General features: G+C 62.2%; 21 protein-coding genes and 3 tRNA genes. 19 read left to right on the forward strand and 5 right to left on the reverse strand.

Going from position 1 to position 25,349, the window contains the following annotated elements; all coding sequences use genetic code 11:
- Positions 1–18: 18 nt before the first annotated feature.
- The 3 genes from HDE77_RS00765 to HDE77_RS00775 form a co-directional block, all read right to left on the reverse strand.
- A tRNA-Asp gene (locus HDE77_RS00765) sits at positions 19–95 on the reverse strand.
- An 89-nt stretch (positions 96–184) separates the two neighbouring features.
- Positions 185–260, reverse strand: a tRNA-Glu gene (locus HDE77_RS00770).
- A 10-nt stretch (positions 261–270) separates the two neighbouring features.
- Positions 271–346, reverse strand: a tRNA-Ala gene (locus HDE77_RS00775).
- A 177-nt stretch (positions 347–523) separates the two neighbouring features.
- Between HDE77_RS00775 and HDE77_RS00780 the strand changes: the two genes are divergently transcribed.
- The 5 genes from HDE77_RS00780 to HDE77_RS00800 all read left to right on the forward strand — a co-directional run bounded on the left by HDE77_RS00780 (position 524) and on the right by HDE77_RS00800 (position 5,602).
- Positions 524–2,290: a cation:proton antiporter gene (locus HDE77_RS00780; protein ID WP_184415183.1), complete on the forward strand. Its 1,767-nt coding sequence runs from the start codon at positions 524–526 to the stop codon at positions 2,288–2,290.
- 154 nt (positions 2,291–2,444) lie between these two features.
- Positions 2,445–3,221 carry an FKBP-type peptidyl-prolyl cis-trans isomerase gene (locus tag HDE77_RS00785; RefSeq protein ID WP_184415185.1) on the forward strand — a complete coding sequence of 259 codons (777 nt, stop codon included), beginning with the start codon at positions 2,445–2,447 and terminating at the stop codon, positions 3,219–3,221.
- A gap of 155 nt (positions 3,222–3,376) precedes the next feature.
- Positions 3,377–4,720: a UDP-glucose/GDP-mannose dehydrogenase family protein gene (locus HDE77_RS00790; RefSeq protein WP_184415187.1), complete on the forward strand. Its 1,344-nt coding sequence runs from the start codon at positions 3,377–3,379 to the stop codon at positions 4,718–4,720.
- Positions 4,717–4,932, forward strand: a complete 216-nt coding sequence (locus HDE77_RS00795) for a SlyX family protein (RefSeq protein WP_184415189.1) — start codon at positions 4,717–4,719, stop codon at positions 4,930–4,932. The genes HDE77_RS00790 and HDE77_RS00795 overlap by 4 nt, the downstream gene beginning before the upstream one ends.
- 70 nt (positions 4,933–5,002) lie before the next feature.
- Positions 5,003–5,602: a DUF2058 family protein gene (locus tag HDE77_RS00800; protein ID WP_184415191.1), complete on the forward strand. Its 600-nt coding sequence runs from the start codon at positions 5,003–5,005 to the stop codon at positions 5,600–5,602.
- A 33-nt stretch (positions 5,603–5,635) separates the two neighbouring features.
- On the opposite strand, the gene HDE77_RS00805 is transcribed toward HDE77_RS00800, so the two are convergent.
- Complete coding sequence (locus HDE77_RS00805; protein ID WP_184415193.1) at positions 5,636–7,702, reverse strand: 3-hydroxyacyl-CoA dehydrogenase NAD-binding domain-containing protein; 2,067 nt, start codon at positions 7,700–7,702, stop codon at positions 5,636–5,638.
- Between the two features lie 305 nt (positions 7,703–8,007).
- Here HDE77_RS00805 and HDE77_RS00810 point away from each other — a divergent pair, with 305 nt between their 5' ends.
- The 11 genes from HDE77_RS00810 (at position 8,008) to recO (ending at position 20,367) form a co-directional block, all read left to right on the forward strand.
- On the forward strand, positions 8,008–8,502 hold the full coding sequence (locus HDE77_RS00810; protein WP_184415195.1) for a hypothetical protein: 495 nt from the start codon (positions 8,008–8,010) through the stop codon (positions 8,500–8,502).
- A gap of 43 nt (positions 8,503–8,545) precedes the next feature.
- On the forward strand, positions 8,546–11,110 hold the full coding sequence (locus tag HDE77_RS00815; RefSeq protein WP_184415197.1) for a bifunctional diguanylate cyclase/phosphodiesterase: 2,565 nt from the start codon (positions 8,546–8,548) through the stop codon (positions 11,108–11,110).
- Between the two features lie 216 nt (positions 11,111–11,326).
- Complete coding sequence (gene rpoE, locus HDE77_RS00820) at positions 11,327–11,920, forward strand: RNA polymerase sigma factor RpoE (protein ID WP_184415579.1); 594 nt, start codon at positions 11,327–11,329, stop codon at positions 11,918–11,920.
- Between the two features lie 11 nt (positions 11,921–11,931).
- A complete protein-coding gene (locus HDE77_RS00825) occupies positions 11,932–12,615 on the forward strand; it encodes a sigma-E factor negative regulatory protein (protein WP_184415199.1) in 684 nt (227 codons plus the stop codon).
- Between the two features lie 167 nt (positions 12,616–12,782).
- The gene (locus HDE77_RS00830) at positions 12,783–14,246 is read left to right on the forward strand and encodes a DegQ family serine endoprotease (RefSeq protein WP_184415201.1); all 1,464 of its coding nucleotides are present in this window, start codon (positions 12,783–12,785) and stop codon (positions 14,244–14,246) included.
- Between the two features lie 213 nt (positions 14,247–14,459).
- Positions 14,460–16,250, forward strand: a complete 1,791-nt coding sequence (gene lepA, locus HDE77_RS00835; protein ID WP_184415203.1) for a translation elongation factor 4 — start codon at positions 14,460–14,462, stop codon at positions 16,248–16,250.
- Positions 16,251–16,294: 44 nt separating this feature from the next.
- Positions 16,295–17,206, forward strand: a complete 912-nt coding sequence (gene lepB / locus HDE77_RS00840) for a signal peptidase I (RefSeq protein WP_184415205.1) — start codon at positions 16,295–16,297, stop codon at positions 17,204–17,206.
- A 197-nt stretch (positions 17,207–17,403) separates the two neighbouring features.
- Positions 17,404–17,787: a DUF4845 domain-containing protein gene (locus HDE77_RS00845; protein WP_184415207.1), complete on the forward strand. Its 384-nt coding sequence runs from the start codon at positions 17,404–17,406 to the stop codon at positions 17,785–17,787.
- 3 nt (positions 17,788–17,790) lie between these two features.
- Positions 17,791–18,450, forward strand: a complete 660-nt coding sequence (rnc, locus tag HDE77_RS00850; RefSeq protein ID WP_184415210.1) for a ribonuclease III — start codon at positions 17,791–17,793, stop codon at positions 18,448–18,450.
- A 155-nt stretch (positions 18,451–18,605) separates the two neighbouring features.
- Positions 18,606–19,547, forward strand: a complete 942-nt coding sequence (gene era, locus HDE77_RS00855) for a GTPase Era (RefSeq protein ID WP_184415212.1) — start codon at positions 18,606–18,608, stop codon at positions 19,545–19,547.
- A gap of 109 nt (positions 19,548–19,656) precedes the next feature.
- Complete coding sequence (gene recO, locus HDE77_RS00860; RefSeq protein ID WP_184415214.1) at positions 19,657–20,367, forward strand: DNA repair protein RecO; 711 nt, start codon at positions 19,657–19,659, stop codon at positions 20,365–20,367.
- Here recO and HDE77_RS00865 read toward each other — a convergent pair.
- The gene (locus tag HDE77_RS00865) at positions 20,364–21,101 is read right to left on the reverse strand and encodes a response regulator (protein WP_184415216.1); all 738 of its coding nucleotides are present in this window, start codon (positions 21,099–21,101) and stop codon (positions 20,364–20,366) included. The genes recO and HDE77_RS00865 overlap by 4 nt on opposite strands.
- Positions 21,102–21,146: 45 nt before the next feature.
- On the opposite strand from HDE77_RS00865, the gene HDE77_RS00870 reads away from it, so the two are divergent.
- From HDE77_RS00870 to rlmD, 3 genes are all read left to right on the forward strand, one after another.
- Positions 21,147–23,165 carry a hypothetical protein gene (locus HDE77_RS00870; RefSeq protein ID WP_184415218.1) on the forward strand — a complete coding sequence of 673 codons (2,019 nt, stop codon included), beginning with the start codon at positions 21,147–21,149 and terminating at the stop codon, positions 23,163–23,165.
- A 72-nt stretch (positions 23,166–23,237) separates the two neighbouring features.
- On the forward strand, positions 23,238–23,846 hold the full coding sequence (locus HDE77_RS00875; RefSeq protein ID WP_184415220.1) for a YdbL family protein: 609 nt from the start codon (positions 23,238–23,240) through the stop codon (positions 23,844–23,846).
- 164 nt (positions 23,847–24,010) lie between these two features.
- Complete coding sequence (gene rlmD, locus HDE77_RS00880; RefSeq protein ID WP_184415222.1) at positions 24,011–25,348, forward strand: 23S rRNA (uracil(1939)-C(5))-methyltransferase RlmD; 1,338 nt, start codon at positions 24,011–24,013, stop codon at positions 25,346–25,348.
- The last annotated feature ends 1 nt before the right edge of the window (position 25,349 follow it).

Here is a 25,349-nt window from a genome sequence, read left to right on the forward strand (position 1 = left end):
AGGCGGGCTTTCGGTTAGTGGCGGAGTGGACGGGACTCGAACCCGCGACCTCCGGCGTGACAGGCCAGCATTCTAACCGACTGAACTACCACTCCGCATTTTTCCAACGGTTACTCTGCAACACTTCCAGCGATCCAACTTTAGCCATCCAACCCGACTGCCATACCGCGCTGCCTGGTTGAAGTGGCGTCCCCACGGGGATTCGAACCCCGGTCGCCACCGTGAAAGGGTGATGTCCTAGGCCTCTAGACGATGGGGACAAATGTAAGTTGGTGGAGCCAGGCGGGATCGAACCGCCGACCTCCTGCATGCCATGCAGGCGCTCTCCCAGCTGAGCTATGGCCCCGCCGCTGGAAGCCCGAAAGAATAGGTCCGAGTCAGATATCCGTCAAGCTTTTTTTCGGCATCGCGATGATTGATGTGATGCGCAGAATGACCGCTCCCACCGATCGAGCGAGTCGAGCGAACCGATCATGGAGTGTTCGTTTAAGCTGCCGGTGAGTTGAGCAGGTGCTGAAAGGGCATGCACGAAATCGGATTCATTCGCGACCTTGCCATCGTCATGATCGTGGCCGGCGCCACCACGATCCTGTTTCAGCGTCTGCGTCAGCCCGTGCTGCTGGGTTACATCCTGGCCGGCGTGTTGATTGGCCCGCATACGCCCGGCGTGCTGGTGGCCGATCCGCAAGCCATCGATGACATCTCCAATCTCGGCGTGGTACTGCTGATGTTCACGCTGGGGCTGGAATTCAGCGTGCACAAACTGCGTGAAGTCGGCATCGGGGTGCTCCTGGTCGCGGTGGTCGAAGTCGGTTTGATGCTGTGGATCGGCGTAGGCATCGGCGGACTGTTCGGCTGGAAGGGCATGAATGCGCTGTTTCTGGGCGCGATCATCTCGTTGTCCTCGACCATGGTGGCCACCCGCACGTTGTCCGAGAGCGGCCAGCGGCGTCAGCCATTCGCCAAGTTGGTGGTGGGCCTGCTGGTCGCCGAGGACATGCTCACCATCGTCATGCTCACCTTGCTGACGGCGGTGGCAATTCGTGGCTCGGTGCAGGCGCAAACCGCGTTCACGCTGGTCGGGCACCTCGGGCTGTTCATGGTCGCGGGAATGATCCTCGGTCTGCTGCTATTGCCGCGGTTGGTCGACTACGTGGCCGGTTTCGGTCGTGATGAAACGCTGCTGGTCAGCGTGCTGGGGATCTGTTTTGGAGCCAGTCTGTTCGCGGTCTGGATGGGCTTCAGTGTGGCGCTGGGCGCATTTCTCGCAGGCGCCGTGGTGGCTGAATCGCGCAGCGTGGGCCGCGTAGTGCGTCTGGTAGAGCCGCTGCGCGACATGTTTGCGGCGCTGTTCTTCGTGGCGATTGGCCTGAAGATCGATCCGGCGCTGCTGGTGCAATACGCCTTGCCGGCGCTGCTGATCGCCGCCGTGGTGATCGTCGGCAAAACCGTGGTGTGCAGCCTGGGTATTTTCCTCGTCGGCCACGATCCACGCACGGCATTGCGCTCGGGTTTGGGCATGGCGCAGATCGGCGAATTCTCGTTCGTGATCGCCACGCTTGGGCTTTCGTTGGGCGTGATCAGCAACTTCATCTACCCGATCGCGGTGGCAGTATCGGTCGTGTGCATGGCGACATCGCCGTATCTGACGCGCTCGGCAGACGGACTGGCCGATGGCCTGCGACGCGTCACGCCGCGTTCGTTGCAGCTACTCGCGACCAGCTACAGCGGCTGGCTCGAAAACCTCAAGCCGGTCAATGAAAACGCCGCGCTGGCAGCGATCTTCCGGCGGCTGCTATGGCATATCGCGATCAATGTGCTGTTGGTGGTGACGCTGTTCATGATTGGTGCCTACGTCAACTCACACAACTGGGACTGGTTCTCGATGTTCGGTATCGGGCGCGACATGCGCCACACGTTGATCTGGGCATGTGCGCTCTTTCTGTCCCTGCCAATACTGACCGCGATCTACCGCAAGGCAGAGGCGCTGGGCATGCTGCTGGCCGAGATCGGCATCAGTGAGCGGTTTGCCGGCTCATATACCCAGGCCATCCGGCAGGTGCTTGCCCGGGTCATTCCCTTGGCAACCCTACTGGCGCTGGCGCTGCTGGTCAGTGTGCTCGGGTCGACGATCCTGCCGCCGCGTGGGGTGGCATTGTCGCTGGTGTTGCTGGGCGTGGCCTTCGCAGTGGCGCTGTGGCGCGGTTTGGTGCAGCTGCACGCGCGCCTGCAGGCCGCCTTGAAGGAGACGCTGGATAAGCCCGGTTCACCCGGCAATGGCCCTGGATGAGCCCGATGAAGGCTCTATGAACCTTTATGTCGACTGACGGTCGTAGTACGGCATCGTTGCCAAGACTGGACAAGCGCCCCACAATGTGGGGCCTGCCTCCACTGGGGGGGCCCGGTTGGCAATGCCGGCATATCAAATTACGAGGGAGTTACGAATGAAGCATTTTCTGCGTCCCACGCTGACGGCGGCCGCCATGGCTGTTGCGCTGGGCATGACTGCGGGCGTGTACGCTCAGGCTGCCAAAACCGGCGCCGCCGGCACGGGCACGGTCGACAAGGCAAAGGCTAGCTACGTCGTGGGCTGGGAGATCGCTTCCCAAGTTCCACCAATCATGCGCGATGAGCTGGATCCCGCAGCTGTGGGCCGTGCGGTAACTTCGGCGCTGTCGGGCCAGAAGCCGACCATGACCGACGCTGAAGCCAAGCAGGTCCATGATGCGTTCATGGCCCAGATCCAGACCAAGTACCAGGCTGAGATGGTCCGCGTTGGCGCCAAGAACAAGGCCGAGGGCGATGCTTTCCTGGCCAAGAACAAGAGCGCTGCCGGCGTGAAGACGACTGCCTCGGGCCTGCAGTATCAGGTGATCAGCCAGGGTACCGGCGCTCGCCCGGGTCCGAACGATACCGTGCAGATCGATTACACCGGTTCTTTCGTTAGCGGTGAAGTGTTTGATGCTTCGGCCAAGCACAACCCGCCAGGTCCGGCTTCGATCCCGCTCGCTGGCGTGATTCCGGGCTTCAAGGAAGGTCTGCAGCTGATGCAGGTCGGTGGCCATTACAAGCTGTTCATTCCGTCGACACTGGCTTACGGTTCCGAGCCGCGTCCGCCGATGCCGCCAAATGCCACGCTGATCTTCGACGTGACCTTGGTCAAGACCGGCCCGACGCCGGCTGGTGCTGCCCCGGGTGGCGCTGCCGGTGGTGGTCAGTAAGTCTTAGTCAACGCGGTTGTGACAATCCAAAGGGGCGCGGAGTCATTCGCGCCCCTTTGCTTTTGGTGACTGGCAGGTGTCAGGTGCTGGTCGGTACGCGGTTACAATAGGCGGCTACGCAGCACGCTAAAGTTCAGGGAAGTCGTCGCGAGATGATGAAAATCACTATTTTCGGCACCGGCTATGTTGGCCTGGTCACCGGCGCATGCCTGGCGGAAATGGGCAATCGTGTGGTCTGCGTTGATATCGATGCGGCCAAGGTCGAGCGCCTGAAACGTGGCGAGATTCCGATTTACGAGCCAGGGCTGGAGTCGATCGTCCGGCGCAACCATGCCAGTGGGCAGCTTGATTTCACCATCGATGCGGCGCCTGCAATCGCGCATGGCGATGTGATCTTCATCGCGGTCGGGACACCACCGGACGAAGACGGCAGTGCCGATCTGAAATATGTACTGGCGGTGGCTAGAACCATTGGCCGGCACCTGGATCGCTATGCGGTGGTGGTGAACAAATCGACCGTGCCTGTCGGTACCGCTGATCGCGTACGCGAAACCGTTGCGGCCGAACTGGTCGCGCGTGCTGCCAGCGTCGAGTTCGATGTGGTGTCCAATCCGGAGTTTCTGAAGGAAGGCGCCGCGGTGGAAGATTGCCTGCGGCCCGATCGCATCATTGTGGGCGCATCCAGCGAACGCGCGGTTTCGCTATTGCGCAAGTTGTATGCGCCGTTCAATCGCAATCACGACCGCATGGTGGTGATGGATGAGCGATCGGCCGAGCTGACCAAGTACGCCGCCAATGCGATGCTGGCGACCAAAATCAGTTTCATGAACGAAATAGCGAATATCGCCGAACGTGTTGGCGCCGATGTGGAACTGGTACGCCAGGGTATTGGCTCGGACCCACGGATCGGCTACCACTTCATTTATCCGGGCGCGGGTTACGGCGGCTCGTGTTTTCCCAAAGACGTGCAAGCGCTCGAGCGCACGGCGCGCAGCTACGGTTACGACGCACAGCTGCTTACTGCAGTCGAAGCAGTGAACCTGCAACAGAAGACCAAGTTGTTCGAGCTGATCTCGCGTCACTTCGACGGATCGGTGGCGGGGAAGACGATTGCATTGTGGGGTCTGGCATTCAAACCCAATACCGATGACATGCGCGAAGCTTCCAGCCGACGTCTGATGGAAGCCTTGTGGAGTGCCGGTGCGAAGGTGCGCGCGTTCGACCCGCAAGCACGCGAGGAAACCCTTCGGCTGTACGGTGAGCGCGATGATCTGGTGTTGTGCGAGCACGCCTATGACGCGCTGGAAGGCGCCGATGTGCTGGCCATCGTCACCGAATGGAAAGCATTCCGCAGCGCCGACTTCCAGCGCATCCGCGCTGCGCTGCGCGAGCCGGTCATTTTCGACGGTCGCAATCTCTATGATCCGGTCGCGGTGGAAGAAGCAGGTCTGGCGTACTACGGTATCGGCCGTGGCCGCAGTCTGCAGATCAAGCAATGAACGACACCCTCGAACAACGGCTGGCCGAACTGGAGGTCAAACTGACTTTCATCGATGACACGGTGCAGGCGCTGATGACGGCAGATGCCGATCAGTCGATGCGGATTGCCGCGCTGGAACGTTCGCTGCGCGAGCTGCGCGGCGAGCTTTCATCGATGCGCGTTGCGCAGGCCGACGATCCGCACACCGAACCACCGCCGCCGCACTACTGACCGACGACCTCGATTCTCACAAAATCTCCGATTCCGACCTACACAAAGTCTGCGACCACGGATCACCCTCATGGCCGATTCCCTGCGCGATCAGCTGCTCAAGAGCGGCATCGTCAAACAAGTTCAACAAGAACGGGGCCAACAAGACCGCGTTCGCGAGCAAAAGCGTACGCCGCCACCGGCGCAAGCTGGCAAGCCTGCCCACAAAAACGCGAAGCCCCATCCGTCATCGCACGTACCGCGGCCGCCGCGTCGGGATCAGGGCGAGATGGATCTCGCCAAGGCTTATGCGATTCGTGCGCAAACCGAAGCCAGCGAACGCAAACGCATCGAGCAGGAGGCGGCCGAACAGGCCCGCCTGCGCCGTGAGCGTAAACTCAAAATTCAGCAGCTCCTCGACGGCAAGGCGCTCAACAAGGCCGAGGCTGATCAGCCGCGCAATTTCGAATATGGCGGCAAGATCCGGCGGGTGCATGTCGACGCCGCACAGCTGACAGCGCTCAACGCCGGCGAGCTGGGTGTCGTGCAGCAAGGGGGGCGCTATTTGCTGGTCAGTCGCGAGGTCGCCGAACAGGTACGCGAAATCGATTCACATCAGCTGGCGTTGCTGGTCGATCCGAATGCCACCGGCGTGGGCGATGACGGCGTGCCCGACGACTTGATGTGGTGAGTGGAAGCAGGGACTCTCGTCCCTGTTTCTTTGCTATGGGATCACGAGGTCACTCTGCGCCAGCGCGGGATGACCCCACCCATTTTTCGGGCTGAAACGTTCGCCATAGCGCTGGGCTAACTGCTCCAGTTTCAGCTTGACCTTGTCGATGCCTTCGCTGCGCGCGTACTGAATCGGGCCGCCCCGGAACGGGGCAAAGCCGGTGCCGAAGATCACGCCGGCATCGAGCAGGTCGGCGTCGTCGACCACGCCGTCCGCGAGGCAGGCGATCGCCTCATTGACCATCGGCAGAATCATGCGCTCCTGCAGGTCAGGCGGCATGACGTAGTGCTGGTCGACCTCGGGTTTTATCGGCTTGCCGTCCTGCCACACATACAGGCCCTGGCCATCCTTCTTGCCGCGCTTGCCGGCGGCGAGTTTTTCGTCCAGCCCCGGCGGCACTTCCAGCCCAAGGAACGGCGCGAGTTCCTTGCCGACCGAGGCACAGACGTCCAGGCCAACGGTGTCGGCCAGTTCGATTGGCCCCATCGGCATGCCGAATTTTTTCGCCTCGCGATCCAGCACAGGGCCCGGCACGCCTTCGCTGTACAGGCGCATCGCTTCGAGCAGATAGGGCATCAGGATACGGTTGACGAGAAAGCCCGGCGTACCCTTCACTACCACCGGCAGCTTGCCGATTGCCTTGCAGAATGCCAGCGCGCGCTTCTCGATCACCGGATCGAGCTGGTCGTGCCGCACGACCTCGACCAACGGCATCTGCGCCACCGGATTGAAGAAGTGCAGGCCGAGAAAGCGCTGCGGTGCCTTGAGACCCTGGCGCAGTTCGTCCAATGGGATGCTGGAGGTGTTGCTGGCGAGAATCTCGTCGCCCTGGAACTGCGGCTCGATCGCTTCGTACAACTCGCGCTTGGCCTCGGCGTTTTCATAGATCGCCTCGATCGCCAGGTCGGCCTGCGCCACGCCCTTGCCCTCGACATCGGCGCGCAGACGGCGAGTGGTCTGCGCGACTTTGTCCGGGTTCTTGAGCTTTTTCTCATAAAGCTGTCGGGCGCGATCCAGTGCAGGCTGGATGTATTTCATCTCGCGGTCCTGCAGGGTGACCTCGAAACCCTTGAACGCCGCCCACGCAGCGATGTCGCCCCCCATCACGCCGGCGCCCACCACGTGCACATGCTTGATAGCTGGATCGGTGCCACCGCCCAGGCCCTTCAGCCGCTCCTGCAGGAAGAAGACGCGGATCAGGTTCTGTGCGGTGGGCGTCTGCGCCAGTTTGGCGACCGAATGTGCTTCCAGTTTCAGCCGCTGCTGGATGTTGCCGCCGCCACGCTTCCATACGTCGATCATGGCAAACGGAGCGGGGTAGTGTTCCTTGCGCACCTTCGCTGCTGTCTGCTTGAGCACCATCGGCGCGATGATCTGCCGGGCCAGCCACGTATTGCTGGCCCACGCCTTGGCGCGTCGCGCGAATGGGCGCGGCTCGGGCCGACGCAGCAGCAGGCGGGCCTCGGCCAGTAGTTCCTCCGGGCGGCTCAGCCGATCGACTACACCGAGCGCGAGCGCGCGTTTAGCCGACAGCGATTTGCCCGTCAGCATCACGGGCAGGGCATCCATGGCACCGATCAATCGCGGCAGGCGTGCGGTGCCGCCCCAGCCGGGGTGGATCCCGAGCATCACTTCAGGCAGGGCGATCTTCGTCTTGTCGTCGTCCGCGGCGATGCGCTGACTACAGGCCAGGATCAGTTCGGTTCCTCCACCCATGCACGCGCCGTGTACCGCCGCTACCGTGGGGCAGGGCAGGCGGGCCAGTGCTTCATAGATGCGCTGGCCGTGCGTGATGTTTTCATGGACGGTTTCGTGTTTGGCGTATTCGACAAATTCCTTGATGTCGGCACCCACCGCGAATCCCGCCGGCTTCGCCGAATGGATGATGACGCCTGCCGGTTTTTCGATCGCCAGCCGTTCGACGATCAATTCGAACTCATCCAGCACCGCTCGCGAAATCGCGTTGACGCTGCTGTTGGCACGATCAAGACTCAGGACGACAACGCCGTCGTCGCCTTCGCTGGTCTTCCAGTGATTGAAGCGCAATCCTTCGAACATGGGGGCTGCAGGCGTGGTTGAGGTGGTCTGAACCATACCGTTCTGCTGCCATGATTGCGAGATGTGACGGGGATGCTTGACCGTCAGGTGAAGCAGGTGTGAAATCGAAGTCCGGTCAGGAGGCGCTCTGTCGAGGCTGACTGGCCCCGGCAAAGATGGCGGCTGGACTTGGCGGCGGGTGGCTCAACTCGCCGTGGTTCCAAGGAAGCCGCCACAAGCGGACAAATCCTGACAAATTATCCCGTCAGCTGTTGACGGGCCTGGCTATACCGGCAATACCGCCGGCACCTCAGGACGGGAACGCAATGACTTCCGCGATGGCTTCTGCTCCACCGCAAGCCGGTACCGAGATTTTCGAGCACATTCTGGCTGCATCCAGCGGTCTGGTGGTGCTGGACAGCAAGGACGTCCATGAACTGATCAATCAGTTCCGCGTGATTGCCCGACATAGCGGCCAGGCCGTGTATCTGTGGCAGCCCGACACCGGCCTGAGCAGCCTGCGCGACGTGCACGTCCGGGTGCCGGATTGTCAGCGGCTGGGTAACGCACTGCGCTACATGCAGCAGAGCATGCATTTTGGCGTCTATTTGCTGGTGGGGCTGGAATTGCCGTTGTCGGCGATGGATGCGACTTTGCTGCGCCAACTTGCACGCTCGCCGAAAGACCACTTGCGGCGGGTAGTGCTGATCGACGTTCCGGCGGCGCTCGCCGAACATCTGGGTGATCTGGCGACGCATTTGCGCTCTGAGGACAGCCAGCCGCAGCGCCTGCGCCTGCGCGACGGCCGGTGGCTGGTTTGAGATTGGACACTTCGAGGCCGGAAACTTTGAGGCAAGTGAGCGAATGAACTCCGGCATCCTGGTGATCGCTGCGCAGCGCGAGTTACGCCGCAACCTGTTCGATGCGCTCGATCAGGCTGGCTATTCGCACATTCATAGCGCACGCGATGTGCCCCACGCAGCGATTCTGCTGGAGGGGCGCCCCATGCTGCCGCCGCTGCAGCTGATCGTGGTGGTGTTTGCCGGTGACGAGCAGCAGGCACAAAAGTGTTGCGAGCAGTTGCGCCGTCTGCCAGGTGGCGCCGAAACGCCGCTGATCGCGGTATTGGCCGAAGAGGCTTCGCTGAATCCTGCCGAGCTGCCCGCAGGTATCGTCGACTGGTTGAATGCCGCGCAGATCAGCACCGAGTTGGTGGCGCGCTGGCGGCGCTCATCCAGCGCACCGGGTCCGGGCAGCGCAACCGTCGAGCCGGTCCCTGGCGGCGCGCATGAGGATTACCGCTACGTCTTCGAGGAAGGCGACGGTGAATGGCTGATTGCCGACCCACAGACGGGCCGATTGCTGGAGGTCAGCCCCACAGTGGCCAGGCATAGCCGCATGCATGCCAGTCAATGGCAGGGGCTGCCGTTGTCCCAGGTGCTGCGGTTTGAAGGCGTCTCGATCCAGCAGGTACTGGCTGAGGCCGACCGCCGTTGGTATCCGTGCCAGCGAAAGTCGTCACAGGGTGTCGATACGGGGCAGGCCAGCGTGCGGCGCATACGTCATGCCGGGCAGGATGCGCTGGCACTGATGTTTCGCAGCGATCGGGCCGATCTGCGGGCCGAGGCTGCGTTGTCGCTGCTATCACGCATGTTCACCTCGACCAGTGGCGTCGATGCGCAAATCGCCGCGGGGCGGCTGCTGTTCGACGAGCTGGGTCTGGATTACCTCGCCGTCTGGTCGGCGCGCCAGGACGGGGCTGACACGGCGACTCAGATCCTGCAGTTATGGAACGGTGAGGATCCGGCGTGGCCGCCGGCGTCACTGCAGAGTTCATTGCAACTGGTACTCGGCGGCAAGCCTGTTTTGATTCGTGCCGATGCACGGCAATTGGCATCGATGGATCCGCTGCTGCAGCAGCTCGGTCTCGCCGGATTCGCCGGTCTGCCACTGTACGACGAACGCCACACGGTATTCGGCGCCATGCTGGCCGGCAGCCGCAAAGGCTTCGGCGAAATGGGCATCATCGAGCCGGTATTGCGTTGTGCCGCGGCCCGCTTCTCGCATGTATTGGAGTTGAGCCGGACCCGGGAACAGGGACGTGCCGAGGGGCTGGTCGATGCGCTGACCGGGCTGCCCAACCGGCTGTTGTTCAACGACCGGCTGGACACGATCATCCGGGAGGCGACCCGCCACGGCGAATGCTTTGCCGTGCTGTTCGTCGACCTCGACCGCTTCAAGACGGTCAACGACACGCACGGTCATGCCGCTGGCGATCAGGTATTGCGGGTGGTCACGCAGCGTCTGTGCAGCAGTATCCGTGCCTCCGACACGGTGGCGCGCTATGCCGGCGACGAGTTTACGGTCGTGCTGCGGCATATCGTGAAGAACGACGATGTATTGAGGGTTGCCGAAAAGATCGTACAGGTGATGGAAGCGCCGCTGTACCTCGATGACGGCACCGAGTTGCGGGTCACCGCCTCCATGGGCCTGAGCTTTTTTCCTGATGACGCGAGCGATGCGGAAACCCTGCTCAAACATGCCGACGAGGCGATGTATGCGGCCAAGCATGACGGCCGCAACAATTTCAAGATCTACGAGGTGAGCCCCGAATACGCGCAACAACATGGCACCGCCTTGCGCTCCCGCTTGCGACATGCGGAAGGCAACGGCGAGCTGCGCGTGGTGTATCAGCCGCAGGTCAATACGACCACCGAGGACATCGTCGGGATGGAGGCACTGGTGCGTTGGGAGCACCCGGAACTAGGCATGATCAGCCCGGCGGTGTTCATCCCTCTGGCCGAGGAAACCGGCTTGATCGTCTCGATTGGCGAATGGGTCATGCGTACGGCATGCCGGCAGGCGCAGGAATGGGAAGAGCGCTATGGCCTGCGCTTGCGGCTCGGGGTCAATTTGTCCGCCGTGCAACTGATGGAGCCGCAACTGCTGGAGACCGTGGGCCGGGTGCTGCACGAAACCGGCCTGGACCCCACCTTGCTGGAGATGGAAATCACCGAGAGCATCAGCATCAAGGAAGCACCCAACCTGGTCGAGAACCTGCACGCGCTGCACAGACTCGGCTGCCATATCGCGATCGACGATTTCGGCACCGGCGCCGCATCGCTGGACTATCTGCGTCGATTGCCGGCCGACCGGATCAAGATCGATCAGAGTTTCGTGCGCAATATCGGTGTCGATCCGGACGACGAAGCGATCGTTCGTGCCACGATCGAAATGGCCCATCGCCTGAAGCGTGCCGTGGTGGCAGAGGGTGTGGAAATTGAACAGCACCTGCAGTTCCTGCGCGCCCATGGTTGCGACGAACTGCAGGGGTATCTTTTCTGCCGGCCGCTGCAGCCGATCAGCTTCGACAATCTGCTGGCCGAGCGGCAACGCCTGTTGGATGTGCGAACGGCCGAGCCGGCTTGAGCTGTTGGCGGTCGGCCCCATAACGGGCAGATGGGCCGCTGGCAGGCAGGGAGGCGTCACTCCTGCGCATGACAACCAGCCAACGGGCCGTGCGTTATGGTGTGACAGCACACTCACGCAAGCTGAACTTGAGCGCTCGGCCGAGGTCTGAGCGGGGCGTTCAGTTCTAACCAGTTCCCGCAGCGGATGACGGCATTGACGATGGATACGGCCCGGATGGGCGAAAACGAACTGGATCGCGCGCTGGTTGAGCGTGTCCAGGGTGGGGACAAACGGGCATTCGACCTGCTGGTGCTTAAGTACCAGCACAAGGTGATCGGCCTCGTTTCGCGTTACGTGAGAAGTCATGCCGAGTGCGAGGACATCGCGCAGGAGTCGTTCATCCGTGCGTGGCGGGCAATCGGCTCGTTTCGCGGCGACAGTGCTTTCTATACCTGGCTGTACAAGATCGCGGTAAATACGGCCAAGAACCATCTGGTGGCTATGGGCCGGCGCCCGCCGACCGACGACATCGATGCCGAAGACGCCGTCTTCATGGCTGGGGCCGAGCGTATGCACGACAGCGCAACGCCAGAGCGTGAGCTGATGCGCCAGGAAATTGAACAATCCGTATTTTCCACTGTCCAAGCCCTGCCCGAGGAACTGCGGACCGCCATCACACTGCGTGAAGTGGATGGTCTCAGTTACGATGAAATCGCCGAGGCGATGGGCTGTCCGATCGGTACGGTGCGTTCACGTATTTTCCGGGCACGCGAGGCAATCGATGAAAAGCTGCGGCCTTTGTTGTCGGACCGCGAGGACCATGCATGAATCAGGCAGACATGAATCAAGCAAACGTAGATCAATCCATTCGGGAAAACCTTTCGGCCGGTATTGACGGCGAATTGTCGAAGGAAGAGCTGCGCTTTCTGTTGCGTCGACTCGATCACGATGTCTCGTTGCAACAGGCTTGGGCGCATTACCACATCGCCCGCGACGGATTGCGTCGACAGCTGCCCCTGATGGCCTCGCCGGGGTTTGCCTCACGAGTGATGCTGGCGATCGAGCAGGAATCGACGCCGGCAACCAGCAGCCATTCGGGCAACGGGCGTCGTGGCAACCACTGGCTACGCTGGTCGGCCGGCGGCGCGATTGCTGCCAGCGTGGCGGCGGCCGCCTTGATGATCGGCCAACCGACCAACGACGCCGAGCTTCGTGCGGGACTGAGTACGCCGCGTAACGCGAATTCGGTTGCCAGGGTCGCCCCGGAGAGCAGACAAACGATTCCCGCTGCCGTGCCGCCGTGGCTGAGTGGCGATTCTGCAGGGTTGCTCAGCCAGCAGGCGTCAGCCACGTTGGGTGCACCGCTGGATGAGAATCAGCCGATTTATGCACGTCGCCAGTTGGGCGACACGCCGCTGCATCGGTACCGGACACTCAGCAACAACGACGGCAGTTATCTTCTACTGCTTGATCCATCGCCGAAGGTAGCGCCGTCACCTTCGCGTCAGGCCGTCGCTCAATAAGACCGGACCGAGTGCGCTTGCCTGCGGTTAGTCTTCCCCGGTTTATTTTCTGCCGATCGGCCCGTCATGCGGGCCGCATGGTCGACTGCGTTCGCAGTCCCTCGTTTGCGGAACCTCAAGTTTGTGGTGCCTGAAGTTTTCAAGCTGAAGTCAACCAAGGAGGAGTCATGAGTCATTCCATCTTGCGCACCTTGGCGTACTGCGCATGGATAAGTATTGCTGCGGTTACGGGCGCGCAGGCGCAGACCGCGCCTAGCGCGGCCATGCTGCCGGACTTCACCGGCATCGTGGAGAAAAACGCGCCCGCAGTGGTCCACGTCGAAGCCAAATACGCCGGAAAGCCTCGGCAATCGCAGTCCGGCATGCCCGGCCAGGACAGCCCCGACGATCCGCAGGCCGAGATCTTGCGGCGCTTCTTCGGCATGCCGATGATGCCCTCGCCCGAAGAGCAGAAACATACTTCGCTGGGCTCGGGTTTCATCATTTCCGGTGACGGCTACATCCTAACCAACAATCATGTTGTCGATGGTGCCGATGAGGTCACGGTGCGCCTGCAAGATCGGCGCACGCTCACCGCCAAGGTGGTCGGTACCGACCCGAAGTACGATATCGCGCTACTCAAGGTGAATGACGGCGGCAACCTGCCGGCGGTGAGCATTGGCGATTCGCGCACCCTGAAGCCGGGCCAGTGGGTGCTGGCAATCGGTTCCCCGTTCGGTTTCGACTACACCGTGACGCAGGGCATCGTGAGTGCGGTTGGTCGCAATCTGGGGCAGCAGGATCAGCCGTATACGTCGTTCATCCAGACCGATGTCCCGATCAATCGGGGCAATTCCGGCGGCCCGTTGTTCAACCTGCAGGGCCAGGTGGTTGGCATCAATTCGCAGATCTACTCGAATACCGGCAACTACATGGGCGTGTCGTTCTCGATCCCGATTGACGTGGCGATGAGTGCGATCCAGCAGCTCAAGACCAAGGGCTATGTGTCGCGTGGCGTGCTGGGCGTCGAGGTGCAGCCGGTCAGCGACGACATGGCCAAGGCGTTCAAGCTCAGCAGTGCGACGGGCGCCGCCGTGGTGTCCGTCACGGCAGCCAGCGGTGCCGAAAAGGCCGGGATCCAGGCCGGTGACATTATTCTTTCCTACGATGGAAAGCCGCTGATGCAGGCGTCGGATCTTCCGCCGCTGGTGGGCATGACCAAGCCAGGCACCAAGGTGCCCGTGCAGATTCTGCGCGGCGGCGGAAAACAGACCATCGAAGTGGCGATTGCCGAGATGCCGCGTGACGAACAGGCGGTGGGCGGCTCAGGGCAGGCCACGCCGGCCGCGCAGAGTGGTGCCAATGCCCTGGGTCTGACCGTGCAGGCGCCCGATGGCGATACTCGCCAGCAAACGGGCCTGAAGCCGGGTCAGGGCGTGGCTATCAGCGCCGTTGCCAGCGAAGTGGCTGCGCAAGCGGGTTTGCAGCCGGGCGACGTCATCCTGATGGTCAATCAGCAGAAGATCAGCGGTGTGGCTGCGTTCCATGAGGCCTTGAGGGACGTCAAACCCGGCAATACCGTGTTGCTGCTGGTGCGGCGGGGCAATCAGAGCAGTTTCATAGCGCTGACAGTGCCTGCGGCGGCCCGTTGATCGATCCGACTTTGATACCACACGATCCGGTTGGTAGGGTGCGTCCATCAAGGACGGACCCTACCAACCGCCGATCCGCCAAGCGTGGCGACGGGCGGGTAGCGGCAGCGGGATCCATGCGATAATACCGGGTTAGCGTCGCCATTCCGGTGATGCGCTGCCTGTGTTTGATGCATGGCGGCCAACCCAAGCCTGACAGGCCGCCAGCGCTCCATGGAATTGATCCGCAACTTCTCCATCATTGCCCATATCGATCACGGCAAATCCACACTGGCCGATCGCATTATCCAGATCTGCGGAGGGCTGACTTCGCGCGAAATGGAAGCGCAGGTGCTGGACAATAATCCGATCGAGCGCGAGCGTGGCATCACGATCAAGGCACAGTCGGTGTCGCTGCCGTATACCGCACGCGACGGCAAGACCTATCAGCTGAATTTCATCGATACCCCGGGTCACGTCGACTTCTCCTATGAAGTCAGCCGCTCGCTGGCTGCCTGCGAAGGCGCGCTGCTGGTCGTGGATGCGGCGCAGGGTGTCGAAGCGCAATCGGTCGCGAACTGCTACACCGCGGTGGAGCAGGGGCTGGAAGTGGTGCCGGTGCTGAACAAGATCGATCTGCCGACCGCCGACATCGAAAAAGTAAAACTTGAAATCGAGGCGGTGATCGGCATCGATGCCACCGATGCCGTCGCGATCAGTGCCAAGACCGGCCTGAACGTGGTCGAAGTGCTGGAAGCGATCATCGCCCGCATTCCGCCGCCGAAGCCGCGCGATACCGATCGGCTGCAGGCGCTGATCATTGACTCGTGGTTCGACAATTATCTCGGCGTGGTCTCGCTGGTGCGTGTCATGCAGGGCGAGATCAAGCCTGGCGACAAGCTGCTGGTGATGTCGACCGGCCGCACGCACGAAGTAGGCGACGTCGGCGTGTTCACGCCCAAGCGCAAGAAGCTGGACAGGCTCGGACCCGGTGAAGTGGGCTGGATCAATGCATCGATCAAGGACGTGCACGGCGCGCCGGTCGGCGACACGCTGACTCTGGCCAGCAAGCCTGCCGGCAAGGCGCTGCCCGGCTTCCAGCACATGCAGCCGCGCGTGTTCGCCGGCCTGTTTCCGGTGTCCTCGGACGACTATCCGGCAATGCGCGAGGCGCTGGACAAGTTGCGCCTGAACGACGCCGCGCTGTTCTTCGAGCCGGAGTCGTCGGAGGCGATGGGCTTCGGCTTCCGCTGCGGTTTCCTCGGCATGCTGCACATGGAGATCGTGCAGGAGCGGCTGGAGCGCGAATACGATCTGAACCTGATCACCACCGCGCCCACCGTGGTCTATGAAATCCTGAAGACCGATGGCTCGATCATGCTGCTGGACAATCCAGCCAAGCTGCCGTCGTCGCCCCAGGTGCAGGAGATCCGCGAACCGATCATCGTCGCCAACATCCTTACGCCGCCGGACTACATCGGCAACGTGATCACGTTGTGCGAGGAGAAGCGCGGCGTGCAGCGTTCGATCCAGTATCTGGCAACCCAGGTGCAGATCAGCTACGAGATGCCGCTGGCCGAAGTGGTGATGGATTTCTTCGACAGGCTCAAATCCGTCTCGCGTGGTTACGCTTCGATGGACTATCACTTCGATCGCTTCGAGGCAGGTCCATTCGTGCGTACCGACGTGCTGATCAATGGTGATCGCGTCGACGCCCTCAGCCTGATCATGCACCGCAGCCACGCCGATCGGCGCGGACGCGAACTGGTCGAGCGAATGAAGGATCTGATTCCGCGCCAGCAGTTCGACGTGGCCATCCAGGCGGCCGTCGGCGCACAGATCATCGCGCGCTCCACCGTGAAAGCCCTGCGCAAGAATGTTCTGGCCAAGTGCTACGGCGGCGATATCAGCCGCAAGAAAAAATTGCTGGAAAAGCAGAAGGAAGGCAAGAAGCGCATGAAGCAAGTGGGTCGCGTGGAGATTCCGCAGGAAGCCTTCCTCGCCGTACTGAAAGTAGACAAGTAAAAGCGCGATCAATGATGATCCGCCCGGCACTCTGGAGTTAAGGCATGGAATTCGACTTTTCGGCGATTCTGCTCGGCCTCACCGTACTGTTCGGTGTGGTCTGGGGTCTGGACCGCCTGTTCCTCTACAAGAAGCGCAAGGCACGGCTGGATGCGGCCAACGCCGAGTACCGCGATCCGGCGCCGGTGGATTGGTCCCGTTCGCTGTTTCCGGTGGTGCTGGTGGTGTTGCTGCTGCGTTCGTTCATCGGCGAGCCCTTTCGGATCCCCTCCGGTTCGATGATGCCGACGCTGGATGTGGGCGATTTCATCCTGGTGAACAAGTTTGCCTACGGCCTGCGCATGCCGGCGTTCAACACCAAGTTCCTGGACCTGGGTGAACCCAAACGCGGCGACGTCGTGGTGTTCCGTTTTCCGGGCTACCTGTGCGAAGACGCTGGTACGTTGGTGCGCAGCGGCGACATGAGCTGCAGTGATCCGCATGCCCCGGTGCCGTCACAGAACTGGATCAAGCGGGTCATCGGCCTGCCAGGGGATACCGTCGAAGTGCATGGTGCCGATCTGCTGGTCAATGGCCAACCTGTGACCGCTGACGAAATTGGCCCGTATGTGGGTAATCCGCAGCGCGGCGTGGATCGGATCATGCTGGACATGGGCGCCACGGTCTGGACCGAACATCTGAGGCGCCAGGACGGTAGCCCGGTCAATCACACGATCGCGCAGATGCCCGCTTACACCACGCCGAACTCCATTCCCAACGAAAAAGTGCCTTCGAAGGTACCCGCTGGCTGCTATCTGGTCATGGGTGACAACCGGAACGACAGTCTGGACAGTCGCTGGTGGGGCTGCATGCCGGAGCAGAATCTGGCCGGCAAGGCATTCCTGATCTGGATGAGCTGGAAGGGCTGGGGTACCGGCGGCGTGGATTTCTCGCGCATCGGCAACATCATCCACTGATTGAACAGGTTCTAAGGCGTGACGGGATCGAACAGGCTCTCGTACGCCGGGCCGCCAACAGTGCGAGAATCCGCTGGCGTAACCGTTGCGTCGGCGGGATCGATGGGGGCCCGATGGACGACAAGCTCGATCGACGAAGGGTTAGGCGAACTCAATCACAGAAAGGCACGCCACGCAGGCGGCATAGCGAGGGGACTATGAAATCGAAGCAGTCGGGCGTCACTCTTATCGGGTTTCTGTTCATCATGGCGATCGTGGGCTTTTTCGCCTTCATGGCGATGAAGCTGTTGCCGTCGTATTCCGAATTCATGGGTGTGTCCAAGGCGATGAGCCAGATCGCCACCGAAGGTACCAATGGCAAGACGCTGGACGAGATTCGCCGTGAGCTGTTTTTCAAGATGAATTTCCAGTACGTCGACGATGCCACCATCAAGCCGGCGGACATCACCATTCAGCGCGACGCCGGTGGCACCAGCACGCTGAATGTCAATTACGACAAGAAAATTCCTTTCATGTACAACATCGATTTCCTGCTGCACTTCGACAAGAGCGTGGCTTTGCAGGGCAATCTGGGCGAGTAACTTTTGGAACTGAATTACCGTTTCCGCGACCCGGTGCTGGCGCAGCTGGCACTGACCCATCGCAGCATCGGCAAACCGAACAACGAGCGGCTGGAGTTTCTCGGTGACGCCTTGCTCGGCGCGATCATCGCCGAGATGCTCTATGAGGCTCATCCCAAGGCCAGCGAGGGCGAGCTGTCGCGATTGCGTGCCCAACTGGTCAATGGCCAGGCGCTGGCGCTGGTGGCGCGTGAACTGGAGCTGGGTGACGAGCTGAAACTCGGTCCCGGCGAGCTTAAAAGTGGTGGCTTCCGGCGCGATTCGATCCTCGCCGATGCGTTCGAGGCACTGGTGGCCGCGGTGTACCTGGATGCCGGTTTTGAGGCCTGCCGCGAGGTCGTCCGCGGGCTGTTCGGCGAGCGTATCGCGGCATTGCCGAGATCTTCCAAGGACGCCAAGACCCGCTTGCAGGAATGGCTGCAGGCCGGGGGCTGGCCACTTCCGCAATATGAGCTGGCTGCCAGTCATGGCGAAGATCACGCCAAGACCTTCGATGTCAGTTGCGCGATCAGCGAACCGTTGCCGTTTCAGGCCGAGGCCCGCGGGGTCAGCCGCCGCGCGGCGGAGCAGGATGCGGCCGAAACCGTGCTGAACCAGCTGCTGGAACAGCACCGCAAGTCCTGATCCTGCTTGCCAGCGCCCCCCGTTGCACGACCTTCTCAGGCGCCCAGGGCGCCTGCCGCATGACCGGTCACGCCTGCGAGCCCTTGTTGCCGGCTCCGTGCCACTGCGGCGAAGCACTACACTACCCATCGTCCGCTTACTGAGCACATCACGTCATGAACCACGAACTGGAACCCGCCGCCGACGGCGTCGGCGGCTTGCCGCATGAGAATTTTCGTTGCGGCTACGTCGCCCTGGCCGGGCGCCCCAACGTGGGCAAGTCGACCCTGCTGAACGCGTTGATCGGCTTCCGCCTGTCGATCGTCAGCCCACGGCCGCAGACCACCCGCCACCGCATCCTTGGCATCGCCACCAGCGAAGCCGGGCAGATCATGTATGTCGATACACCCGGACTGCACCGCGGCGCCAAACGCGCGATGAACCGCAGCCTGAACCGTGCTGCGCGTTCGGCGATCAGCGATGTCGATCTGGTGGTGCAGGTGATCGAGGCTGGTCGCTGGACCGATGAGGACGAGGCGCTGTACGCCGCGCTGGTCGAGCAGTCGACGCCGCGGCTGCTGGTGATCAACAAGGTCGACCTGAGCAAGGACAAGACGGTGATGCTGCCGTTCGTCACCGAGTTGGTGGCCAAGCACACGTATGACGAAATCCATTACGTCAGCGCGCTCAAGCAGCAGGGTCTGAAAGAGCTCGAGCAGGCCATTTTGAAGCGTCTGCCGGTACAGCCGCCGGTGCATGGTGAAGACGAGATCACCGATCGTAGCGAGCGCTTCCTCGCTGCCGAGATGGTGCGTGAGCAGCTGATGCTGCGGCTCGATCAGGAGCTGCCCTACGCGACCACCGTGGAAATCGAGCAGTTCAGCGATCGTCCTGATGGCATTGCGGAAATCCACGCGATCATCTGGGTCGAGCGCGACGGTCAGAAGGCCATCGTAATCGGTCACGGTGGTGCCCAGCTCAAGTCGATCGGCATGAGCGCACGGCGCAACATGGAGCGCATGTTCGAGCGCAAGGTCTTCCTCAAGCTGTGGGTGAAGGTGCGCGAAGGCTGGGTCGACGATGAGAACATGCTGAAGAAGTTCGGCTATACGGATTAGAGCAGGGACGAGGGGCGAGTCGCGAGGGCGCAAGCTCAAAAACTCAGGCTGCCCACAGTTTTCGGTTTTGGCGCCCTCGCTACTCGTCTCTCGCCCCTAGACTTGACCCATGCGCCTCGAACAGCAACCCGCCTATGTCCTGCACGCGCGGCCTTATCGCGAGACGTCGCTGCTGCTGGAGTGCCTGACGCGCGAACATGGCAGGCTGGGCGTGGTCGCAAGAGGTGTCCGCGGTGAGCGAGCGCGCCTGCGACGCGCGCAACTCGAACCGTTGCAAGCGCTGACACTGGATCTGCTGCTGCGTGGCGAGATGGCCACGCTGACCGGTGTGGAGATCGCCGGCGCGCCATTGCGCTTGAGCGGCGACGCCGGCGTCGCAGGCCTCTACCTCAACGAACTGATCGTGCGCCTGACCGAACGACAGGATCCGGTCCCGGCGGTGTTCGACGCGTACGCGCAAACCCTGGCACGACTTGCCGCTGACGAACCACTGGCCTGGAGTCTGCGCCGCTTCGAACGCGACCTGCTGCAGGCGATCGGCTACGGCCTGCAGCTGCAGCACGACGCCGAAACGGGCGAGCCGCTGATGCCGGATGCGCACTATCGCTATGTGGTGGAGCACGGTGCCGAGCGCTGCTCTGGCGGCAACGCGCAGGCCCTGCGCGGCAGCGACCTGTTGGCGCTGGAGCAGGATCGGATGCCCGATGCCAGCGGCCTTAAGTCCCTGCGCGACATGATGCGAGAGGTCATCCGCTTCCATCTCGGCGGCCGCGAATTGCGCGCCTGGCGGGTATTGTCGATGGCCGTGTCGCGGCGCTAGGCATCCAACGCCTGCAGGGTGGTCAGCAGCGCCTTGTGAAAACGTGCCACCGATTCGGGTGTCGCGTCGTGTTGCGCCAGTTGACGCTGCAGGAGCGCAGCCTGGGTCGACAGCGCCGTAGCCCCGCAGAAACCGCAGGATGAGCGCAGGCGATGCAGTCGATCGCTGAAGCTGTCGCTGTCGCGATTGAGTTGATCGAGGTCCCGGTCAAGCTGGGTCAGCTCATCGCGCAACAATAGCCGCAGCGCGCGCATGGTGGTGGCCTCACCGGTGGCAATCAACGCGGCCTGGTCATCCAGTACAGGCACGTCGTGTCGATCCGGTTGAACCAGCGCCATTATTCGCCGCAAATTCGCCAACCCGCAGGGTTTGATCAAGATCTCACTGAAGCCGGCAGCGAGTAGTGGCTGGCGGTCGCACGGTTCCAGCCAGGCCGTGGTGGCCACCGCGAGGCTTGCTGCCGAGTTGGCCTGCGCATCGTCGCGCAGCAGGGTCAGGATCTGCAGTGCGCCGCCGCCCGGCATGCGGCAATCCAGCAGCAGCAAGTCGAAGGTCTCGGTGCGCGCACGCTTGATCGCTGTCAGGCCGTCCGTAACGACCTCCACGTGTGCGCCCAGCGAGCGCATCCCATCAGCAAAGAACTTACAGCTGCTGGGGTCGTCGTCTGCCACCATGACCCTCACAAACGGAGTGTTTGCGGAGTCGAAATCCGACGCTTCGAGATTGCTGGGCATGACGAAATCCTTATCGTTCAGCTGGATTTGGCAGAATGGCCTTACATGCGTCCTACATCAAGCCACCTTTTGCTCTGCCTTTGCCTACTGCTGGTCGCCGGTTGGGCGATGCCGGCGCGCGCGGATGTGCTGCTGACGGCCCGTTCGATCAACGTCCATGGGGTCCGATTGCAGACAGTAACCGCCAGGATTGGCGAGGATGCCGGTGGCGGACTGCACCTGCAACTGCATGCTGCCCAGGCGGATATTCCGGCGATGGGCTGGCGACGGTTGGGCCTGACGCTCGACGGAGCCCTGCAAAACGAGCGGGCCGGCTGGATTTTTGACGGCAGCGTGCGCGTGACCGGTGCGCCGGGTGGGGCGCTCAGCAATGCGCACGTGAACATGCTGATCAGCGAGCTGGCCAATACGCTGCAGGTTGATATCCAGCAGGGCAATGCACAGGCCGGTGTCGCCTCGCCGCTGGATCAGCCCACTCACGCGCAGATCAATCTGAAGAATCTCCCTGCTGGCTGGTTGCAGGGGTTGCTCGGTACAGTCTGGTCAGGCCGTCCCACCGCGGGCCGTCTGGACGCCGTGCTGGCGCTGGACCTGCGCGACACGGGCATGCAGTCGACCGGGCAGTTCACGCTCGATGGTGTCGGTTTCGATACCCCGACCGGCACGCTGGCCGGACAAGGCATGAGCGGCAATGGCCGCTTCAGCCTCGACACCACCGATGGACCGGCCCAGATCGACCTGGATGCCAGCCTGCACGGGGGCGAACTACTGTTGGGCCCGCTCTACGCCAAACTGCCGAACCACCCGGTGCAGTTGGTGCTGCAGGCCAGCGCGCAGCACGGCGCGTTCGAACTGAGCCGTTTGCATGTCGATGACGCGGATGCTTTGCAACTGGATGGGGCACTCGCGTTCGATGCCAAGGGTGAGTTGAAGAAGCTCAAAGTGGACCACTTCCAGGCCAGTTTTCCCGCTGCCTACCAGCGCTACGGCCAGGCATGGCTGAGCACCTTGGGCCTACGCAATATGAGCATCGACGGCGAGTTGAGCGGGGGGCTGGATCTGCGTGCCGACGGCATGTACAGCTTCGCGTTCAATACCGCAGGCCTTGATTTGGCCGATGAGGACGGCCGCGTGGCAGTCAGCGGTTTACGCGGCGGACTGGATTGGGCGGCGCAAGAAGACCGGCCAGCCACCACTCTCCTCTGGCGCAGCCTGCAGTTTTATCGGATACCCAACGGCGCCGCGCAATCGAGTTGGCGCAGCCATGCAGGCACGCTCAGCCTGCAACGGCCGCTGGAAGTCCCCGTGTTCAAGGGCCAGTTGCGGGTAGCCGAACTCGATTGGCGCCCTGCAGCGGCCAAAGGGCAGCGCCTGGAGACCTCGCTGGTGGTGACCGGGGTCGATATGGCCGCATTCAGTCATGCCGTGGGTTGGCCGGCATTCCCCGGCACGCTTGGCGGCGCGATTCCGTCATTGCGCTGGGTGGACGATCGCTTTGAATTGCAGGGCGGCTTGTCGGCCAGTCTGTTCGGTGGCTTTGTCGATATCACCCGGCTATCGCTGCAGCAGCCGTTTGGGCCAAGTCCGGTATTGAACGGCGACATCCATCTGCAACAACTCGACTTGGCCGCGATCACCAGCGTCTTCGATTTTGGCAACATGACCGGACGGCTGAATGGCTCGATCGCGGACCTGCGACTGGTGAACTGGAGTCCGGTGGCGTTCAAGGCGAGCCTGCTGGCCGATAGCGGTGGCCGGATCAGTCAGCGCGCCGTGAACAATCTCACCACGCTCGGCGGCGGCGGGATAAGCTCCGGCCTGCAGGGCATGGTGATGAAATTATTCAAGACGTTCAGCTACAAGCGCATCGGTCTCGACTGCACGTTGCGCGGTGCGGTCTGTCAGATGAGCGGACTGGAGACGGGCGACGACGGTTACACTATTGTCGAAGGCAGCGGCCTGCCGCATTTGCGGGTGATCGGCCATCAAACTCAGGTGGACTGGCCGACCCTGGTCCGGCGCCTGCATGCCGCGATCGACGGGACAGCACCTGAAATCCGTTGATCGCTCGCGTGGTGGCATGCGCACGGTTTTTCGTTCAAACGTCAGTTCTCAGCTCGGACATCGGAGTCCATCATGCGCAAGCTTGTCCGTATAACGTTGGCCACGCTCGCCGTGCTGCTGGTCGGCTGCGTCACGATCAACGTGTATTTCCCTGAAGCGGCAGCGCAGAAGGCGGCCGATCAATTCATCGGCAACGTGCTGGGTGATCAAGGGCAACCCGCGCCCCCTGCGCCGAAGGATCAAAAAGACACGCCACCAAGTGCTGGCCAGCATCCCTCCGCAATGCTGCTCGATCTGTTGATTCCGGCAGCGTATGCCGCCGATACGCCGAACATCCGCATCCAGACCAGTGCTACCGAAGCGATCCGCCAGCGTATGCAACAACGTTTTCAGGGTGCGCTGGGCACGCTGCTGGACAGCGGCGCGGTGGGTTTCACCAGCGATGGCATGGTCGCCATGCGGGACGCGAGCAAGGTGCCACTGGACCAGCGGGCCCAGGCCAATGCCACCGTGGCCGACGAAAATCGCGATCGTGCGGCGCTCTATAGCGAAGTGGCCCACGCCAACAGCCACCCCGAGTGGGAGGCGCAGATCCGTGCCACGTTTGCCAAGGGCTGGATCGACAAAGCCAAGGCAAGTTGGTACTACCAGAACGCCAGCGGTGCCTGGGTACGCAAATAGGCCGCGATAGGGCTGGTTTCATACGGAACACCCGGCGCAGCCAGGGCGGTGTGGTGTCGGGCGTTCCCCAAAAAAACCTGGCGCGGGCACCGTTGCTGGGCGCCATCCGGGCCGATCTGTGATAATCGGCGGCCAGCCAGTGCGGCCTTATCTGTTCAGATCCCATGTCACGATCCAACTCCGTTCCGTCGGCGACCTTCGAAGCCGTCATCACCGATCTCAGTCATGACGGTCGCGGCGTGGCCCGTGTCGATGGCAAGGCGGTCTTTGTCAGTGGTGCGCTGCTAGGCGAACAGGCGCTGTTGCGTCTGCGCAAGCGTCATCGCCATTTTGACGAAGCTGAAGTCGTCGAGCTGATAACCCGTTCGCCGCACCGGGTGGAACCGCGTTGCCGACACTTCGGCCAGTGCAGTGGTTGTTCGTTGCAGCACCTGGATGCCCCCTCACAGATCGCCACCAAGCAGCGCGTTCTGGCGGAGAATTTCGAACGCATCGGCAAGGTGACGCCGCAGGCGTGGCTGCCGCCGCTTACGGGTGAACCCTGGGGTTATCGGCGCAAGGGACGATTGTCGGTTCGCAACGTGGCGAAGAAGGGCCGTGTGCTGGTGGGCTTCCGTGAGGAGGAAAATCCGCGCTTCGTGGCCGATATCCAGCAGTGCGAAGTGATGCACCCGGCGCTGGGCCCGAAGATCGGCCTGCTTGCCGACCTGCTCAACGGCATGGACGCAGCCAGCGACATTCCGCAAATTGAATTCGCGGCCGGCGATGACACCATGGCGCTGGTGTTTCGGCACATGCAGCCGCTGAGCGAGCGCGACCTGGCTGCGCTGACCGCGTTCGGCCAGCAGCATGAGCTGGCGATCTATCTGCAGCCGGGCGGCAACAGCAGCGTGCATCCGCTGTGGCCGGAACATCCGCGACTGGCGTTTCGCATTGCCAGCGGTGATGCGCAGGTCGAGGACGTGGAGCTGGAATTCCAGCCGCTCGATTTCGTGCAGGTCAATGCCGACATGAACCAGCGCATGATGGCTCGGACGCTGGAGTTGCTCGATCCGCAACCGACCGATCGCGTGCTCGACCTGTTCTGCGGCCTGGGCAATTTCACCTTGCCGATTGCCCGCCGTGTCGCCGAGGTCGCAGGTGTGGAAGGTGAGCACGGACTGGTCGAACGTGCTGCGCAGAACGCCGCACGCAACGGTATCGAGAACGCGCATTTCCATGTTGCGAATCTGTTCGAGGATCAGCGTGCCAGCGATTGGGCGCGCCAGCCGTGGGACAAAGTGCTGCTCGATCCGCCACGTGCGGGTGCCGACAAGGTGCTTGAGTACCTGCCGCACAAGCAGACGCAGCGCATTGTCTACGTGTCGTGCCATCCCGCGTCGTTGGCGCGCGACGCTGGCATCCTGGTCAATCAGCATGGTTTTAAACTGAAATCCGCCGGCGTGATGGACATGTTTCCGCACACCGCACACGTGGAATCCATCGCGCTGTTCGAGCGGTGAG

It is taken from the genome of Rhodanobacter sp. MP7CTX1, from assembly GCF_014205795.1.
Lineage (GTDB): Bacteria > Pseudomonadota > Gammaproteobacteria > Xanthomonadales > Rhodanobacteraceae > Rhodanobacter.